The organism is Nocardia sp. bgisy134, assembly GCF_057708325.1.
The window spans coordinates 63,338-79,369 of record NZ_JBYIRW010000010.1; the positions used below are offsets into that span (position 1 = coordinate 63,338).

At 69.4% G+C, this 16,032-nt stretch carries 16 protein-coding genes; 5 read left to right on the forward strand and 11 right to left on the reverse strand.

The window, feature by feature from the left end:
- Positions 1-14 precede the first annotated feature (14 nt).
- The gene (gene dapB / locus AC3ERS_RS18840) at positions 15-761 is read right to left on the reverse strand and encodes a 4-hydroxy-tetrahydrodipicolinate reductase (protein WP_431969225.1); all 747 of its coding nucleotides are present in this window, start codon (positions 759-761) and stop codon (positions 15-17) included.
- 217 nt (positions 762-978) lie between these two features.
- Positions 979-1,395, reverse strand: a complete 417-nt coding sequence (locus AC3ERS_RS18845) for a MarR family winged helix-turn-helix transcriptional regulator (RefSeq protein WP_431969227.1) — start codon at positions 1,393-1,395, stop codon at positions 979-981.
- Between the two features lie 60 nt (positions 1,396-1,455).
- On the opposite strand from AC3ERS_RS18845, the gene AC3ERS_RS18850 reads away from it, so the two are divergent.
- Positions 1,456-1,908, forward strand: coding sequence for a MarR family winged helix-turn-helix transcriptional regulator (locus AC3ERS_RS18850; RefSeq protein ID WP_435591802.1), 453 nt, complete (start codon positions 1,456-1,458; stop codon positions 1,906-1,908).
- Here the strand turns inward: AC3ERS_RS18850 and AC3ERS_RS18855 are convergent.
- Entirely contained in the window at positions 1,889-2,773 is an 885-nt protein-coding gene (locus tag AC3ERS_RS18855) for an NAD(P)-dependent oxidoreductase (protein WP_431969231.1), read from the reverse strand. The genes AC3ERS_RS18850 and AC3ERS_RS18855 overlap by 20 nt on opposite strands.
- Positions 2,774-2,927: 154 nt before the next feature.
- Positions 2,928-4,034 (reverse strand): zinc-binding dehydrogenase, encoded by a 1,107-nt coding sequence (locus AC3ERS_RS18860; RefSeq protein WP_431969233.1) that lies wholly within the window; start codon positions 4,032-4,034, stop codon positions 2,928-2,930.
- Positions 4,035-4,228: 194 nt separating this feature from the next.
- On the opposite strand from AC3ERS_RS18860, the gene AC3ERS_RS18865 reads away from it, so the two are divergent.
- A complete protein-coding gene (locus tag AC3ERS_RS18865; protein WP_431969536.1) occupies positions 4,229-4,624 on the forward strand; it encodes a VOC family protein in 396 nt (131 codons plus the stop codon).
- A gap of 145 nt (positions 4,625-4,769) precedes the next feature.
- Here the strand turns inward: AC3ERS_RS18865 and AC3ERS_RS18870 are convergent, their stop codons facing one another.
- Entirely contained in the window at positions 4,770-6,170 is a 1,401-nt protein-coding gene (locus AC3ERS_RS18870; protein ID WP_431969235.1) for a pentapeptide repeat-containing protein, read from the reverse strand.
- 144 nt (positions 6,171-6,314) lie between these two features.
- On the opposite strand from AC3ERS_RS18870, the gene AC3ERS_RS18875 reads away from it, so the two are divergent.
- Positions 6,315-6,710, forward strand: a complete 396-nt coding sequence (locus AC3ERS_RS18875; RefSeq protein WP_431969237.1) for a hypothetical protein — start codon at positions 6,315-6,317, stop codon at positions 6,708-6,710.
- Between the two features lie 15 nt (positions 6,711-6,725).
- Here the strand turns inward: AC3ERS_RS18875 and AC3ERS_RS18880 are convergent, their stop codons facing one another.
- Positions 6,726-7,997 (reverse strand): MFS transporter, encoded by a 1,272-nt coding sequence (locus tag AC3ERS_RS18880; RefSeq protein WP_431969537.1) that lies wholly within the window; start codon positions 7,995-7,997, stop codon positions 6,726-6,728.
- Positions 7,998-8,047: 50 nt separating this feature from the next.
- On the opposite strand from AC3ERS_RS18880, the gene AC3ERS_RS18885 reads away from it, so the two are divergent.
- The gene (locus AC3ERS_RS18885; RefSeq protein WP_431969239.1) at positions 8,048-8,389 is read left to right on the forward strand and encodes an ArsR/SmtB family transcription factor; all 342 of its coding nucleotides are present in this window, start codon (positions 8,048-8,050) and stop codon (positions 8,387-8,389) included.
- Here AC3ERS_RS18885 and AC3ERS_RS18890 read toward each other — a convergent pair whose 3' ends face one another.
- From AC3ERS_RS18890 to rpsO, 4 genes are all read right to left on the reverse strand, one after another.
- On the reverse strand, positions 8,390-9,769 hold the full coding sequence (locus tag AC3ERS_RS18890) for a tetratricopeptide repeat protein (RefSeq protein ID WP_431969241.1): 1,380 nt from the start codon (positions 9,767-9,769) through the stop codon (positions 8,390-8,392).
- 345 nt (positions 9,770-10,114) lie between these two features.
- The gene (locus tag AC3ERS_RS18895; RefSeq protein ID WP_431969243.1) at positions 10,115-11,410 is read right to left on the reverse strand and encodes a M16 family metallopeptidase; all 1,296 of its coding nucleotides are present in this window, start codon (positions 11,408-11,410) and stop codon (positions 10,115-10,117) included.
- A 95-nt stretch (positions 11,411-11,505) separates the two neighbouring features.
- Complete coding sequence (locus tag AC3ERS_RS18900) at positions 11,506-13,776, reverse strand: polyribonucleotide nucleotidyltransferase (RefSeq protein WP_431969245.1); 2,271 nt, start codon at positions 13,774-13,776, stop codon at positions 11,506-11,508.
- 479 nt (positions 13,777-14,255) lie between these two features.
- Entirely contained in the window at positions 14,256-14,525 is a 270-nt protein-coding gene (rpsO, locus tag AC3ERS_RS18905; RefSeq protein ID WP_067847364.1) for a 30S ribosomal protein S15, read from the reverse strand.
- A 162-nt stretch (positions 14,526-14,687) separates the two neighbouring features.
- On the opposite strand from rpsO, the gene AC3ERS_RS18910 reads away from it, so the two are divergent.
- A complete protein-coding gene (locus AC3ERS_RS18910; protein ID WP_431969248.1) occupies positions 14,688-14,921 on the forward strand; it encodes a nuclear transport factor 2 family protein in 234 nt (77 codons plus the stop codon).
- Positions 14,922-14,923: 2 nt separating this feature from the next.
- Here the strand turns inward: AC3ERS_RS18910 and AC3ERS_RS18915 are convergent, their stop codons facing one another.
- Positions 14,924-15,916, reverse strand: coding sequence for a bifunctional riboflavin kinase/FAD synthetase (locus tag AC3ERS_RS18915; RefSeq protein WP_431969250.1), 993 nt, complete (start codon positions 15,914-15,916; stop codon positions 14,924-14,926).
- Between the last annotated feature and the right edge of the window lie 116 nt (positions 15,917-16,032).

A 16,032-nucleotide genomic window follows, 5' to 3' on the forward strand; every position in this document is an offset into this window, starting at 1 on the left:
CTCGCTCATCCCGCTCATAGATCGAGGAACGGATCGAGTCCGACGGTCAGGCCTGGTCGACCCGCGATCTCCCGGACGCCGAGTAGCACGCCCGGCGCGAACGAGGAGCGATCGATCGAGTCGTGCCGGATGGTCAGGGTCTCGCCCTGGGTGCCGAACAGCACCTCCTGGTGCGCGACCAGCCCGGCCAGGCGCACCGAGTGCACCCGTACGCCGTCGACGTCGGCGCCGCGCGCGCCTTCCAGTTCGGTGGTGGTCGCGTCGGGGCTGCGGCCCACACCCGCGCGCGCCCTGGCCTCGGCGATCAGGCCCGCGGTGCGGTAGGCGGTGCCCGAGGGCGCGTCGGCCTTGTTCGGGTGGTGCAGCTCGATGACCTCGACGGATTCGAAGAACCGCGCCGCCTGCTCGGCGAAGCGCATGGACAGCACCGCGCCGATGGCGAAGTTCGGGGCGATCAGCACGCCGGTCTCGGGGCGGTCGGCCAGCCAGCCGCGCACCTCGTTCAGCCGCGCCTCGTCGAAGCCCGTGGTGCCGACGACCGCGTGAATGCCGTGCTCCACCAGGAACTTCAGGTTCCCCATCACCACGTCGGGGTGGGTGAAGTCGACCACAACCTGGACGCCGTTCGCCGCGAACGTCTCCAGCGCGTCGCCCTTGTCGACCTCAGCGACCAACTCCAGGTCGTCCGCCGCCTGTACCGCCGCGCAGATCGCCTGTCCGACCTTCCCGCGTGCTCCGAGCACTCCGACCCGAATGGTCACCGCACCTCCTCGTTCCGCTGGTGTTGGGGCAAGCCTATCGAGCGGTGGGGGAGCGCGACTTCCCCGGGCGTCCACCCGCCTCGCAATGCATCGATCGATGCGCATAACTCGATAGGGCTATGTCCACGGACAGACGACTCGCACCCCGGTAGAGCTGAAGTGCCGAACATTGCGGGTGACGATGTCCACCCCGTGCGACTCGGCCGTCGCCGCGGTTTCACCCATTCCGAGTGCCAGCGAGATTGCCGATCATCCGTTCCAAGACTCGCAACGTGGTCGCGAACTGGTCGGGTTCGACCCCCGACGCCATCGCGCGGCGGCGTTCGCCGATACGGACGAAAGTTTCGTCGTGGATCGTCCGGCCCGCGGCGGTCAGGGCGAGTGCGCCCGCATCGCCGTCGATCAGCTCGGCCGAGGACAAGTCGCGAATCTCGATGCGCCATTCCCCCTCGGTTTTCCAGAATGGCGCCAAGGCTTCGCGCAGCTCGTCGGCCGAGCGCGGCCCCTCGGACAGTGTGTGCAGCAGCTGCCAATGGCGACGACTCAGCCCGCCTGCCGCGAGATCGTCGTCGAATCGCGCCTCGATCAGCCGGTCGAGTTCCTTGAGCAGGTATCCGATTCTGCGCTCGGCCATCAGTCCTCCAAGTACATGTACTATGACATTTATATGCAGTCTTACATGGAAATAGGTGCGATGGAAGAGCACAGCGCGTACACCGAGGCGGTCGCGGCGGCCATGGTCCGCATCCGGCACAGGCAGACGCGCGGCGCGCTGGCGGGCGAGAGCCGGGTTCCCGCAGCGGTTTTCCGGGTTCTCGATGCGGCATCGAGCATCGAGAACGCCACCGTGGGAGCGCTTGCCCCGGCACTGGGCGTCGACCAGCCGCGCGCGAGCCGCCTTGTCGCCCATGCCGTTTCGGAGGGATGGCTGGAACGTGTCGCCGACCAGCGCGACGGACGCAAGGCGGTGCTGCGGCCGACAGAGCTCGGCCGCAGGATCCTCGCCGCGGCCCACCGCAGGCGCGCGGCGGCGACGGCGGCGGCGATGGCGCACTGGACCGAGCGCGAACGCGCCGAATTCGCCCGGTTGCTAGGCCGTTTCGTGGACGCGATGGACGCGGCCGACGCTACGCCGCCGGAGTCTTGAGCACCTCGATCAGCGCCGTCACACTGTGTTCGCGATACCCGCGCGCGACCGCACGGCGCAGCAACTCCGCCATGGGCGCGTGCCACGACATGTCGACGCCCGATTCCGCGCCCACCGCCAGGTCGTCGCCGACGGCGTCGTGGAAGAGCCCCACCGAGGAGCCGAGCTTCGTGTAGTCGCCGGTGTCGATCTCCTCGGCCAGCAGCGGGAGCAGCGACTCGATCATCCGCAGCCACTTCGCCGAGTACGGCACCATCGCGTGGGCCTCGATACCGCGCGCGGCGAGCACCGCGGCGCCCTCGAAGAAGCCGAGCAGGGCGGGCAGCAGGGTCGCGCCGACGGCCGACTCGTACAGCGCGCCGAGATCCGGTTCTTCGCCCAAATGCACTGTCTCGCCGCCGAGTACACCCAGCGTGGGCAGGTATTCGTCGTACACGGCGCGGTCACCGCCGTAGTACAGCAGCGTGTCGGCGGCGCCGACGGCCGCGGGCACGTTCTTGATCGCGCCGCCGAGGAAGCGCGCCCCGCGCGCCTCGGCCCACGCGGCGACGCGCCGTGCGCCCGCCGGTGTACCGCTGTTGAGGGTGATCAGGGTGCGTCCGGCCAGCGCCTCGCCCGCCGGGGCGAGCGCGTCGAGCGTGGCCTCGAATCCGGTGAGCACCGACACGATCAGCGGGCTCGCCGCGACCGCGTCGCCGATCGTCGTCGCCTGCCTCGCGCCGAGCGCCACCAGCGCGGCGGCCTTGCCGGGGGTGCGGTTCCACACCGTGGTGGGATGTCCGGCCGCGACGAACGCCGCGGCCACGGCACCGCCCATCGAACCGAGTCCCACTACGGTCACGGGCCCGCGCGCTCCGTCGGTCATCTTGCCTCCCAAGCCGTTTCGTCCCCGTCCGGGGCTTGCGGAGGCGAGTCTGCGCGGGGCCGCGACGACCGACAAGTACCTACTTTTCGGTCGAATACGCACGTCCAGGTAAGCAACGAGCGCACGGCGCGGCAGCGGTGACGACGATCACCGGTCAGTCGAAGACGATCACCTGACGCAACGCGTGCCCGGCCGCGAGCTCGTCCATGGCGCGGTTGATGTCGTCCAGGCCGACGTGCGCCGACACCAGCCGCTCCACCGGAAGCCGCCCCTCCCGCCACATCCGCACGTACTCGGGGATGTCGCGTGAGGGCACCGCCGAACCCAGGTAGCTGCCCACGATGGAGCGTCCCTGCGCCACCAAGCCCAGCGGCGAGATGCTCACGCGGGCGTCGGGGGCGGGCAGACCGACGGTGACCGTGGTGCCGCCCGGCGCGGTCGCCGCGACCGCGGTCTCGAACGCGCGCACGTTGCCCGCCGCCTCGACGACCACCTCGGCTTGCACGCCCTGTTCGGCGATCTCGGCCGGGGTGTATGTCGCCGTAGCGCCGAGCTCCTTTGCCATAGCGAGCTTTTCGGGGACAGTGTCGACGGCGATCACCTCGGGAGCGCCCAGTGAGACGGCCACCAGCACGGCAGCCATGCCGACACCGCCGAGGCCGACCACCATGATCCGATCCGCGGGCCCGGGTCGCGCCGAATTCAGCAGCGCGCCACCGCCGGTGAGCACCGCGCAGCCGAGCACCGCCGCGACCTCCGGCGGCACGTCGTCGTCGACCGGGACGACCGAGCGGCGGTCCACCACCGCGTGCGTCGCGAACGCCGAGACGCCAAGGTGGTGGTGCACCTCCGCGTCGTCGCGGCGCAGCCGGCGTCCGCCGTTGAGCAGTTCTCCCGCGTTGTTGGCCGCGCTGCCCGGCACGCACGGTGTGCGGCCCTCGCTGGCGCAGCCCGCGCACTCGCCGCAGCGGGGCAGGAAGGTCATCACCACGCGCTGCCCGAGGGCGATATCGCTGCCGCCCGCACCGACCGCCACGACGCGGCCCGCCGCCTCGTGCCCGAGCAGCATCGGCACCGGGCGCACCCGGTTGCCGTCCACGACCGAGAGGTCGGAGTGGCACAGCCCGGCGGCCTCGATCCGCACCAGCAGTTCACCCGGTCCCGGTTCGCCGAGCTCCAGCTCACAGACGTTGATCGGCGCCGACTCGGCGAACGGTGCCGGCGCCGCGATCCGCTCCAGGACCGCTCCACGAATCTTCATGGTTGCGACGCTACCGCGCGCCGCGCGGAGTGGCGCCGACACCGCCGAAACTCGGGCGACGCGACGACCTCCGGAGAAGCGGAGGGTGGCGCGGCCGGGGATCCGCCGCTATTGTCGTTCGGCGTGACGGTGCTCCTGTAGGCCGCCTTGTACCGAGCCCAGGGTCGGGACCGTCACGATTCGAGGAGAATATCCTGTCCATTCAGTTCAACCACACCATCGTCGGCTGCCGCGACAACCGAGTTTCCGCGGAATTCTGGGCCGATATCCTCGGCCTCCAAGTCGGCAAGGAATGGGGACCGTTCATCGAGCTTCCGATGAGCAACGGCGTCGATTTCGACTTCGCGGCCGTGCCCGACGACGTCACCGAGATCCAACCCCAGCACTACGCCTTCCTCGTCTCCGAGGCCGAGTTCGACGCGGCCTACGCCAAGATCCAGCGCTACGGGCTGGACCACTGGGCCGATCCGCGCCAGCAGGCGCCCGGCGAGATCAACCACAACGACGGCGGGCGCGGCGTGTACTTCCTGGACCCGAACGGCCACTTCATGGAATTGATCACCGTTCCGTACGGGGGTTGGCGGGAGTAGTGGGCCGTCCGCCGGAAGCCGGTGCAGGGCCGGGTGAAGGCGGAGCCACGAGTAGTGCGCGAGCGGGCGGCATCCACTTCGGGTGCCGCCCGCTTGTGCTCGAAGCTCCAGCGCGGGCTCGGCTACCGCGCCCCGGCCTGCGGTGCTAGGCGCTCGGCGTGGGCGCGGTCTCCGGGACGGGCGGCCACGGATTCGGTTGTACCGAAGCGGGTTTGCTGGTGGGGTTGTCGTCCCAGTCGAAACGTACGCCGACCCATGCCTTGGGGCGGTCGAAATGCGTTTCCCCTGCGATGAATCGGGTGGCGACGAAGGAGATGTCGCCGAAGAAATCGCCGGTGCGGAAGTCGGCGGTGCGTCCGGCGATGGTGCTGCGGGCGAAGCTCACCGCGCCGTGGAATTCCGCTCCGACGAAATCGATTTCGCGGGTACTGCGGCGGCGCAGGCGCTGGGCGGCGCCGAGTTCGGCTTCCTCGAAGGTGACGGCCGTGGCATAGAGTTGCGCCGCGGTGAACGCGACACGTTGACCGGAGAAGACGGCCCGCTCGAAGCAGACGTGCTCGCCGTCCAGGGTCGCCTGCGCGAAGGAGGTCAGTTCGGCCCGGAACACGGCCGCCCGCCACGATGTTCGCGCGCCGAGGAATCGCGCGCCGACGAACCCGGTGCGCGCGCCCGCGAAGGTCGCGTCGTCGAAGCAGGTTCGCTGACTCTCGAAGGTCACGCCGTCGAAGGTGGTTCGCTCGGTGCGGAATTCGGTGTTCTCGAAGTTCACGATCGGAACGGCGAAGGCGGCGTCGCGGAAGGTCACGTGGTGCCCGGTGAACCGGGTCCGGTTGAAGTCGGCGAAACGGTCGCCGACGAACCTGGCTCTGGCGAAAGTGGTCCAGCGCCCGCCGAATTCGGTCGCCTCGAAGTCCGCGTTCTCCAGCACCGCGCCGGTGAAATCGAAATCGCAACGCGACCAGGACGCTTCGGTGTACGGCCGTAGGTGTTCGGCGATCACGCGCACGATGGTGGCGCGCACCTCGCGATCGTTGTGCCGTATCCGATAGACGCGCTCGATTTCGCGGCCCGATTCCTGGGCGGTCTCGGCGCGCGAGATCAGGTGGTTGGCGCCGTCGTCCGGTTCGTAGGGCAGGCGCAGGTATCCGCACAGCACATCGATGCACTGCTGACGCCGCACCGGAGCCGAGAACTCGTCCGCCACACCGGCCATCGCGTAGACACCGGCCAGCCGAACGGCCGGATCCTCGTCGCCGAGTTGCCGCGCCGCCGCCCCGAACAGCTCGGCGAACCTGCCGCGCTCCAGGTCGCGCTGCCGCCGGTATGCCACGACCAATGCCACCGCGCCACCGACGCCCGCCGACACCGACAACGCAATCTTGGTGAGCTCCACCTGATTCGGCGTCTCGGCCTTCGCACCGAGCCCCCACCACAACAACCACCAGGTCAACCCCGCGACGGCCAGTCCACCGAGCACCGCACCGAACACCGCGAGCAACAACGCCGCACGGTGCATCCGGCGTCCCAACTTCCCCCACCATCGCATGAGCTGCATGGTAACCCGATCACCGCGCCCCCACTACCGGGGCCGATTCCGTCCTCGCAGAGCTTCGCTACACCGCGCGGCATTCGTAGTTGCCCGCGAGGTGCGCGAAAACGCTGCGAGGCAATTCATTCGTATGATTCGGAGATGACCGGACAGGAGAAGGACATCGTGAGTGTGGTCGAATCGCTGCACGCCGACCTCGCTGCTTGGCTGGGATCGGCCGCACCGCTCGAGGTCTTCGAGCGGTTCGCCGAAGCGCAGCACGAGTGGTTCTCGATGGTAGCCATGTGCGGTACGGTGCTCGGCCGCGACGAGTTGCTGACCGGGTTGCGGGAAGCGCGAAATACGGAGCCGGGCTTGCGGATCGAGGTGGCCGAGCTGACGGAGCTGTACCACGAGGGTGAGCTCGTGGTGGTGCGATTTCTGGAGCGCCACCTTTCCGATGAGGGCTCGTCTTCGCGCCGGGTGTCAGCCGTGTTGGAGGATTCGAGTTCCGGGTATCGCTGGTTGACCGTGCACGAGACCGCCGTGGAGGAGTGATTCGGAGCCTCGGTCCTAATCCGAAACACCCACCGCCTCGACTGCTTCCGCCTGACTCCCCCGAACCCCCAACCCAGCCGCCACCAGGCAAGCCACCGCCACCACCCCGACGAACCACGGGAACACCGTGTCCAACCCCCAGGTCGTAGCCGCCCAGCCCGCCAGGATCGTCGGCAACGCCATCGCCGAGTACGCGAGCAGGTAGTACGCCGACATCGTCTCGCCGCGCTTGTGCTGCGGGACGACATTCGACAGGTGGCGTAGCGATCCGCCGAAGCCGAGGCCGAAGGTGGCGCCGAGGGCGACGCCGGCGCCGAGCACCGCGATCCAGCTGTGCGTGGCCAGCGCGGGCACCGTGAGCAGCAGCGCCAGCGCCATGCCGGTGTCGCCGAGGACGGCGGCCCTGCGCGCGGGGATGCCGGTCGCGAACAGCTGCGCGGTGGCGCCGGACAGGGCGGTCGAGGCGACGACCGCACCGCCGAAGACCAGGTTGTGGATGCCGGTCTGCTGTGCGGCCAGCGACGGATACAGCGAGAGCAGCACGCCGAGCACCGACCAGGCGGCCATCACGCCGATCGCCGAGAACCAGAAGTCCGCTCGGATCTCCTGCGGCACGGCCGGTTTGGCGATGCGGATCCGTCCCGCCTGCCGGGCGCTGTGCGGTTCCTGCAGGGCGAGCACGCCCGCGGCGATCGCCAAGCAGACCACCGTGATGACGACGTAGGGCGTGCGCAGGGGGTGCGGCGCGTACTGCGCGAGCAGCGCCGAACCCAGAATCGCCACGGCCATACCGACATTGAAGGCGACGCCGCTCAGCTGTCCGGAGCGCGCGCCGCGGTGCGGACGCAGGTCGAGCAGCGCGGCGGCGCCCGCCACCACGGTGGAGCCGACGGCCATGCCGTGCAATGCCCTGGCCAGCAACAGCATCGGGACCGAGTCGGCCAGCACGAACACCACCAACCCCGCGATCATGGTGGCGAATGCGCCGAGCAGCACGGGCTTTCGGCCGACCACATCCGAGATGCGGCCGGACACCAGGACCGCACCCAGCGCAGCGATGGCGTACACCGCGAAGACGATGGTGGTGGTGAGCGGCGAGAGGTGCCACTGCGTTTCATAGATGCCGTACAGCGGCGCGGGCACGCCCGACACGCCGAGCGCCACGCCGCTGGCGACCAGCACCAGCGCGTAGGCCCAGCGTTGCGTGGTCCTTTCGTCGGCGGCCACTGCCGTTGTCGCTGCCATCGATACCCCGATCAGGTAAGTTTGATATTGATCGAACTCCATCGACCATACAACCGGTTCGATGATCATCAAACCCCCTAGTGAGGTAGATCATGACCGACGCGAACGAAGCCGCTCCGCCCATCGCACCCTTGCCCGCGGTGCTGGGCGCGCTTCAGGATCCGGTGCGCCTGGAGATGGTGCGCCGCCTCCGCAACGCGGGGACCGCCGTGCGCTGCGGCGCGCTCTACGACGTGATCAACAAGTCCACCGCGACCCACCACTTCAAGATCCTGCGCGAGGCGGGCGTGATCGAGCGCCTCGTCATCGAGGGACAGACCTGTCAGCGGCTGCGCGCCCAAGACCTCGACGCCGCGCTCCCCGGACTGCTCGACGTGGTCGTCGATGCCGCCAACCGGGCGCACGAGGACGCGACGGTCGACATCACCCGGTGATCAGGACGGCCCGGTGAACGTCTCGGCCGCCATCCGCAGAAAGCTCCACCGGGTTCCGAGCACCGCCAGAGCGAGCAACGTCAGCAGCACGGCGCAATAGGCGACCGGCCGCCGCCAGTACCTCGGCCCCACCGCGAAGACGAGCAACAGTTCGAGCAGCAACGTCACCACGACGACGCCGAGCACCGCGGCGAGCACCGGAAAGGCTTCCGGCGCCCGCGACCACGACCGCAGTGCGCCGAGCACGCCGAGCACCACGAGTCCGAAGCACACCACCGCGGTGACGCTCAGCAGCGCGTAGCTCTCGGCGGCGTCACGGTCGGTCTCGTCACCGAAGCGGCGCAGCCACGCCGCGAAGAGCAGCAGGTGCGCCAGGCACGCACCGAACACCCCGACGATCAGCAGCGCGTAGCCGACGCCGACCAGCGAACTGCGCAAAACCACCGCGCCGAGGTCGGCGATCAGGCTCGCGAACACCAGCACGCACAGTCCGAACAGCGCTTCGGGGCGGCGCAGCAGCCGCTTGCGCAGATAGCGCGGCGGCAACTGCCCGCGCAGGGAGCGGAACACTCGAATCCACGCGGCGAACACGACGAGGAACAGCACCGGGGTCACGACCCGCAGCACACCGGGACCGACCCACATCGACAGCGCGACGACCGCGACCGCGAAGAACCACACCCATGCCGCCAGACGCAACAGCGCCCGCCACATGATCTCGGCGAGGAGCCGCCGTGCGGGCGCGTGGTCCGGGCTCGCGCCGAGCAGTCCGCGCAGCGTCGCCACCGCCTTGTCTCGGGTGGAGAAATCTTCGAACTCCAGCCGGGCGCGCATCTCCAGCAGTTCGACGTGCAGCGGATTCTCGGCGAGCCCGCGCTCCACATGGCGGCGCGCCTCGGCCGAATCGGCCAGCTTCCGGTAACTTTCGGCCGCGTGGGCGAGGACGTCCGCGTCGTGCGGCGCGTATTCGCACGCGGTTCGCAGCGCGGCGCGGGCCTCGGCGCGCAGCTCGTCCGTCTTCGGACCGCCCGCGATGATCTGGGCGAGGGTGAGCAGCGCGCTGACGCTGTACGGCGCGATCCGCAGCGCGGCGCGGGCGAGCCGCAGCGCCTCGTCTCGTTCGTCCTCCAGATGCAGGACGAGGGCGGCAGTCAGGTAGGCGTCGACCCGGTTCGGGTCGGCGGCGATCGCGGCCCGCGCGCCGCGCAGCGCCGCGGCGTGGTCGTCCAGCCGGTAATCGATATCGGCCAGTTCGGTGAGCAACAGTGGATCGAACGGCTCCGCCGACAGCGCCTCGCCGAGAATGCGCCGCGCCTCGGGCAGCCGATCCAGATCCCGCGCGGCGCGCGCCCGCCCCACCGCCTCCCATACCGTGCTCATCGACTCCCCCTCGCCAGATCGGTCGCCCGCACGCTACCCGGTCGGCCTCGATGAACGCACATCGACAACCGGACAGGGCAGCGTCGCGCTCAGCAGCGCTTCGCCGCCAACTCGGCAATGCCCCACCACATTCCGAGGACCACTGCCGAAACGTCGACCGAGGGGCGCGCGGGCGTCGTATCGTTCAGGGGCTCGACGGCCTCCGCGGCGTCGACCACCTCAGCCGCAGCAGCTTCGGTCGGTCGACCCGCCACCGAGGATTCGCCGCCCCAATTCCTCAGCCACTCAGGCCCGCTCGATCCCAGTACCGCTACTCAGCCGCACAACGACTTACGTACGCGCGGCTCAGTGATCGACGAGACGGCGCACCGCAACGGGCAGATCGCGGGATCGGCGATACGGTCCGGCGACCGCCGCACCGAACGGCCGGGCGAGCAGCGTGCGAGCGATGGCGGTGACTTCCTCGGTGGTGACCGCGTCGATCCGCGCGAGCGTCTCCGAGACGCTGCGGTGGTTGCCGTAGCTCAGTTCGCTGCGACCGATCCGGTTCATCCGGGAAGCCGAATCCTCCAGGCCGAGCACCAATCCGCCGCGCAGCGAGCCCTTCGCGCGAGCGCATTCGGCATCACTGATGCCGTGCTCGGCGACCTCCTCCAGTACGCCGCGCGCCAAAGAGGCCACCTTGCCGAGGTTTTCGGGCTGGCAGCCGATGTACACCGAGAACGCGCCGGTGTCGGCGAAGGTGTCCACGCTGGAGTACACCGAGTACGCCAGGCCGCGTTCCTCCCGGATCCGTTGGAACAGACGAGAACTCAGCCCACCGCCGACGACGGTGTTGAGCACCGACAGCGGCCACCGGCGATCGCCCTCGTGGCGGCCGAACGCGCGGACGCCGAAGGCGAGGTGGGCCTGTTCGCTGTCGCGGTAGTTCCACTCCAATTCCGGGACACCGTGCGGACGGAACCGTCCCTCCCGGCGCGGCGCCGGTTCGGCTGCCAGGTCGAGGCGGCTTTCGAACGCGCGGTGCACCAGTTCCACCGTGTGGTCGTGCTCGACATTGCCCGCGACCGCGACGACCATCCGGTCCGGACGGTACCTGCGCACGTGAAAGCTCCGCAGCTGACCCGTCTGCATGGCCTCGATGGACTCCACCGAACCGATCACCGGTCGTCCGATCGGGTGGTCGCCGAAGAGCGCGGTGAGGAACGCGTCGCCGACCAGATCCTCCGGGTCGTCGTCGCGCATCGCGATCTCCTCGAGCACCACCTGACGCTCGACGTCCACGTCCACCGCGCGGCACAGGCCGTTGAGCACGACGTCGGAGACGAGATCGACCGCCAGCGGCAGATCCTCGTCGAGCACGTGCGCGTAGTAGCAGGTCTGCTCCTTGGCGGTGAAAGCGTTCAGTTCACCGCCGACGGCGTCCATGGCCTGCGCGATGTCCAGCGCGCTCCTGGTCGGAGTCGCCTTGAACAGCAGGTGTTCCAGGAAGTGCGCGGCGCCCGCCACCGTGCGCCCTTCGTCGCGCGAGCCGACGCCGACCCAGACGCCGATCGAAGCCGAGCGCACGCCCGGCACGTGCTCGGTGACCACCCGCAGCCCCCCGGGTAGCACGGTGCGCCGCACCCCGGTATCCGCCATCCGTGCCTCGTCCACCCGCCGCTGTAGTGACGAACCCCCCTGCCCGGTCGGGAGCAGGGGGGTTGCCGTCTTCTTCTTCGTCACACCGACAAGTACTACTCGGTTCCGGCGTCGACGGCATCCGAGTCGCCGGGCTCCTCGGCGCTCTCGTCGACCGGGATCAGCGAGATCTTGCCGCGGTTGTCGATGTCGGCGATCTCCACGCGCAGCTTGTCGCCGACGTTCACCACGTCCTCGACCTTGGCGACCCGCTTGCCGTTGCCCAGCTTGGAGATGTGCACCAGACCGTCGCGACCCGGCAGCAACGAGACGAACGCGCCGAAGGCAGTGGTCTTGACGACCGTGCCCAGGAAGCGCTCGCCGACCTTCGGCAGCTGCGGGTTGGCGATGGCGTTGATCGCGTCGATCGCGGCCTGCGCCGACGGGCCGTCGGTCGCGCCGACGAACACGGTGCCGTCGTCCTCGATGGAGATGTTGGCGCCGGTGTCCTCGGTGATCTGGTTGATGACCTTGCCCTTGGGGCCGATCACCTCGCCGATCTTGTCGACCGGGATCTTGATCGCGGTGACGCGCGGCGCGTACGGGCTCATCTCGTCCGGGGTGGTGATGGCCTCGGCCATCACGTCCAGGATGGTGGTGCGGGCGTCGTGCGCCTGGCTCAGCGCGCCGGCCAGCACCTGCGAGGGGATGCCGTCCAGCTTGGTGTCGAGCTGCAGCGCGGTGACGAACTCGCGGGTGCCCGCGACCTTGAAGTCCATGTCGCCGAAGGCATCCTCGGCGCCGAGGATGTCGGTCAGCGCGACGTAGCGGACCTCGTCTTCGCCCTTGTCGTTCTTGACGGTGTCGGAGACCAGACCCATCGCGATACCGGCGACCGGGGCCTTCAGCGGCACACCGGCGTTCAGCAGCGCCAGGGTGGAGGCGCACACCGAGCCCATCGAGGTGGAACCGTTGGAGCCCAACGCCTCCGAGACCTGACGGATCGCGTACGGGAACTCTTCCTGGCTGGGCAGCACGGGGATCAGCGCCCGCTCGGCCAGCGCGCCGTGGCCGATCTCGCGACGCTTCGGCGAACCGACGCGACCGGTCTCACCGGTGGAGAACGGCGGGAAGTTGTAGTGGTGCATGTAGCGCTTGGAGGTCTCCGGGCCGAGCGAGTCGACCTGCTGCGCCATCTTCACCATGTCCAGCGTGGTGACGCCCAGGATCTGGGTCTCGCCGCGCTCGAACAGCGCCGAACCATGCGCCCGCGGCACCACGGCGACCTCGGCGGACAGCGCGCGGATGTCGGCCAGGCCGCGGCCGTCGATGCGGAAGCCGTCGGTCAGGATGCGCTGACGCACCAGCTTCTTGGTGACCGAGCGGAAGGCGGCGCCCAGCTCCTTCTCGCGGCCCGCGAAGTCGTCGCCGAGGCGGGAGAGCACGTCGAGCTTGATCTCGTCGATCTTCGCCTCGCGCTCCTGCTTGTCGGCGATGCTCAGGGCCTCGTTCAGCTCACGCTTGGCGGTGCCCTCCACGGCCTCGAACACGTCGGCCTCGTAGGGCGGGAACAGCGGGAACTCGCCGGTCGGCTTGGCGGACAGCTCGGCGAGGTCGGCCTGCGCGCGGCACAGGCGGGCGATGAACGGCTTGGCGGCCTCCAGGCCCTCGGCCACCACGGCCTCGGTCGGCGCCTGCGCGCCGCCCTCGATCAGGGCAATGACCTTGTCGGTGGCCTCGGCCTCGACCATCATGATCGCGACGTCGCCGGACTCGACCACGCGACCCGCGACCACCATGTCGAACACGGCGCTCTCGAGCTGCTCCACGGTCGGGAACGCGACCCACTGGCCCTCGATCAGCGCGACGCGCACGCCGCCGACCGGGCCGGAGAACGGCAGGCCCGCGATCTGGGTGGACGCGGACGCGGCGTTGATCGCCACGACGTCGTACAGATCCTTCGGGTCCAGGCTCATGACCGTGACCACGACCTGGATCTCGTTGCGCAGGCCGTCGACGAAGGACGGACGCAGCGGACGGTCGATCAGGCGGCAGGTCAGGATCGCGTCGGTGGACGGGCGGCCCTCGCGGCGGAAGAACGAGCCGGGAATGCGGCCCGCGGCGTACATGCGCTCTTCGACGTCGACCGTCAGCGGGAAGAAGTCGAACTGATCCTTCGGCGCCTTGCTCGCGGTGGTCGCCGACAGCAGCATGGTCTCGTCGTCCAGGTAGGCGACGACCGAACCGGCGGCCTGGCGGGCCAGCCGACCGGTTTCGAAACGTACGGTGCGGGTGCCGAAGGAGCCGTTGTCGATCAGCGCGACGGACTCGAACACACCCGGCTCGACCTCTACGGCCGAGGACTTGCGTTCAGTTGTTTCGGACATTCTCTTCTCTCAACCTCTCGTCTCGCCGGCTCGAGCGCGCAGTGGGCGCGATCCGGCTGTCGTCAGCCGTACCCGGAGACGGACGCGCGGCAACCCTCCTGGCTGCGACGCGCACACCCGGCCGAAATCCCCTTGGATACGGCGACGCGGAGGCGGTCATCGATCGAAGCCCGCCGGCGCTGCGCCGGGAGGCCACTACCGAAGACCGACGCCACGCGGCGGGTGCATACGGCTGTCCATGTTGTCGTACGACGGGATGCGGTCCACCCCTCATACACAAATAGCCAACGGGGAGATTGTACGTCTCGCCGTTGGCGATATGACGACCGCCTCTGGCAGGCAGCGTGTCGCACGTCCGTTCGGACGGATTCACCGCCTCGTGCGAGGCCGTCGATCACCGTTCGCGGCCCCGGCCCGAGATCGTCGGATCCCGGGCCGGGAAGCCGCGGAACTCGCCGCGCCGACGGCGCGGCGGGAGATCACCTGCGCAGGCCCAGGCGCTCGATCAGCGAGCGGTAACGCGCGATGTCGTTGTCCTGCAGGTACTTCGAGAGGCGCTTGCGACGACCGATCAGCGCCATCAGGCCGTGGCGGGTGTGGTGGTCGTGCTTGTGCTTCTTCAGGTGCTCGGTGATGTCGGCGATCCGCTTGGACAGCAGCGCGATCTGCGCTTCCGGCGAACCGGTGTCCTTCTCGTGCAGGCCGTACTCGGCGAGAATCGCCGACTTCTGCTCGGTGGTCAGCGCCACGAGGCATCCACTCCTATTTCTCAGTTCCGCGTTCGAAGGTTCCGGTTTCCCGGGTCGGGCGCCACCGCGGACCGCAGCAAACCCGAGGATCCACCTTACCGGAGCGCATCGCGCGAACCCAATCGCGGTGCGGCCACCGGATCGGCGTGCTGCAATCGAGCCATGGATCCCGCCGTACGCGACGTGCTGGACACCTTGGCCCGCGGGGACTACGCGTCCCTGCGTCCGCTGCTGCACCCGTATCTGCGGTGGACCGACGGCGCGGACACGATTCGCGGGCGCACCAAGGTGCTCGCCCACATCGCCGCGAACCCGACCAGCGCGCCGCCCGTCTCCTACGAGCTGCGCGACGGTCAGATCTACCGCTGGACGGTGCCGAGCGAGGATCAGGACTGAGCTCAGGACTCGGTGCTCGACCGAGCTCCCGCGTCGGCGGCGGCGAGCACCTTGCGCGAATTCTCGACGTCGCGGCCCATGGCCTCGATGAGGTCGTGCATGGTGTCGAACTTGCGCATGCCGCGCAGATGCTCGACGAAGTCCACCGCGACGTGCTGGCCGTAGAGGTCGGCGTCACCGTCGATGACGTACGCCTCGACGGTGCGGGCGCGGCCGGAGAACGTGGGGTTGGTGCCGACCGAGATGGCGGCCATCGCCCGCTCGCCCGGCGTGACGGTGCCGATCGTGGGGCCGGGCCCGAGCACCGTGAACCAGCCCGCGTACACACCGTCGGCCGGGATCGCCGCGTGCATGGGCGGCGCTACGTTGGCGGTGGGGAAGCCGAGTTCGCGGCCGCGTCCGTCGCCGTGCACGACCACGCCCTCGACGCGATGCGGGCGGCCGAGCGCCTCGGCGGCCGCGGCCATGTCGCCCGCGTCCACGCAGGCCCTGATGTAGGTGGAGGAGAAGGTCACCGCGTGCTCAGCGAGCAGCGTCACGCCGTCGACCTCGAAGCCGAAGCGCTCGCCCAGTTCGCGCATGGTCTCGACGGTGCCCGCCGCCTTCTTGCCGAAGGTGAAGTTGTCGCCGACCACGACCTCGGTCACGTGCAGCCGCTCGACCAGCAGGTCGTGCACGTAGCGGCCGGGGGTGAGCTTCATGAATTCGTGGGTGAACGGCATCACGCAGAACACGTCGACGCCCAGTTCCTCGACCAGTTCCGCCCGCCGCGTCAGCGTGGTCAGCTGCGCGGGGTGCGATCCGGGCCGCACCACCTCCATGGGGTGCGGGTCGAAGGTCATCAACACCGAGGGGACGCCGCGCGCGGCCGCGGACTTCACGGCCCGGCTGATCAATTGCGCGTGGCCGCGGTGCACTCCGTCGAACACGCCGATCGTGAGCACGCACCGTCCCCAGTCCGCGGGCACCTCGTCGAGGGATCGCCATCTCTGCACGTTCGCAGCCTACGCAAGTCGAGGTGCGAACAGTATTCGGGCGTACCAGATGTCACAGAACGTCTGCCGCACCGTCACGCGGACATGTCCGATTCCTTCAAGACTTCCTGGCCCGG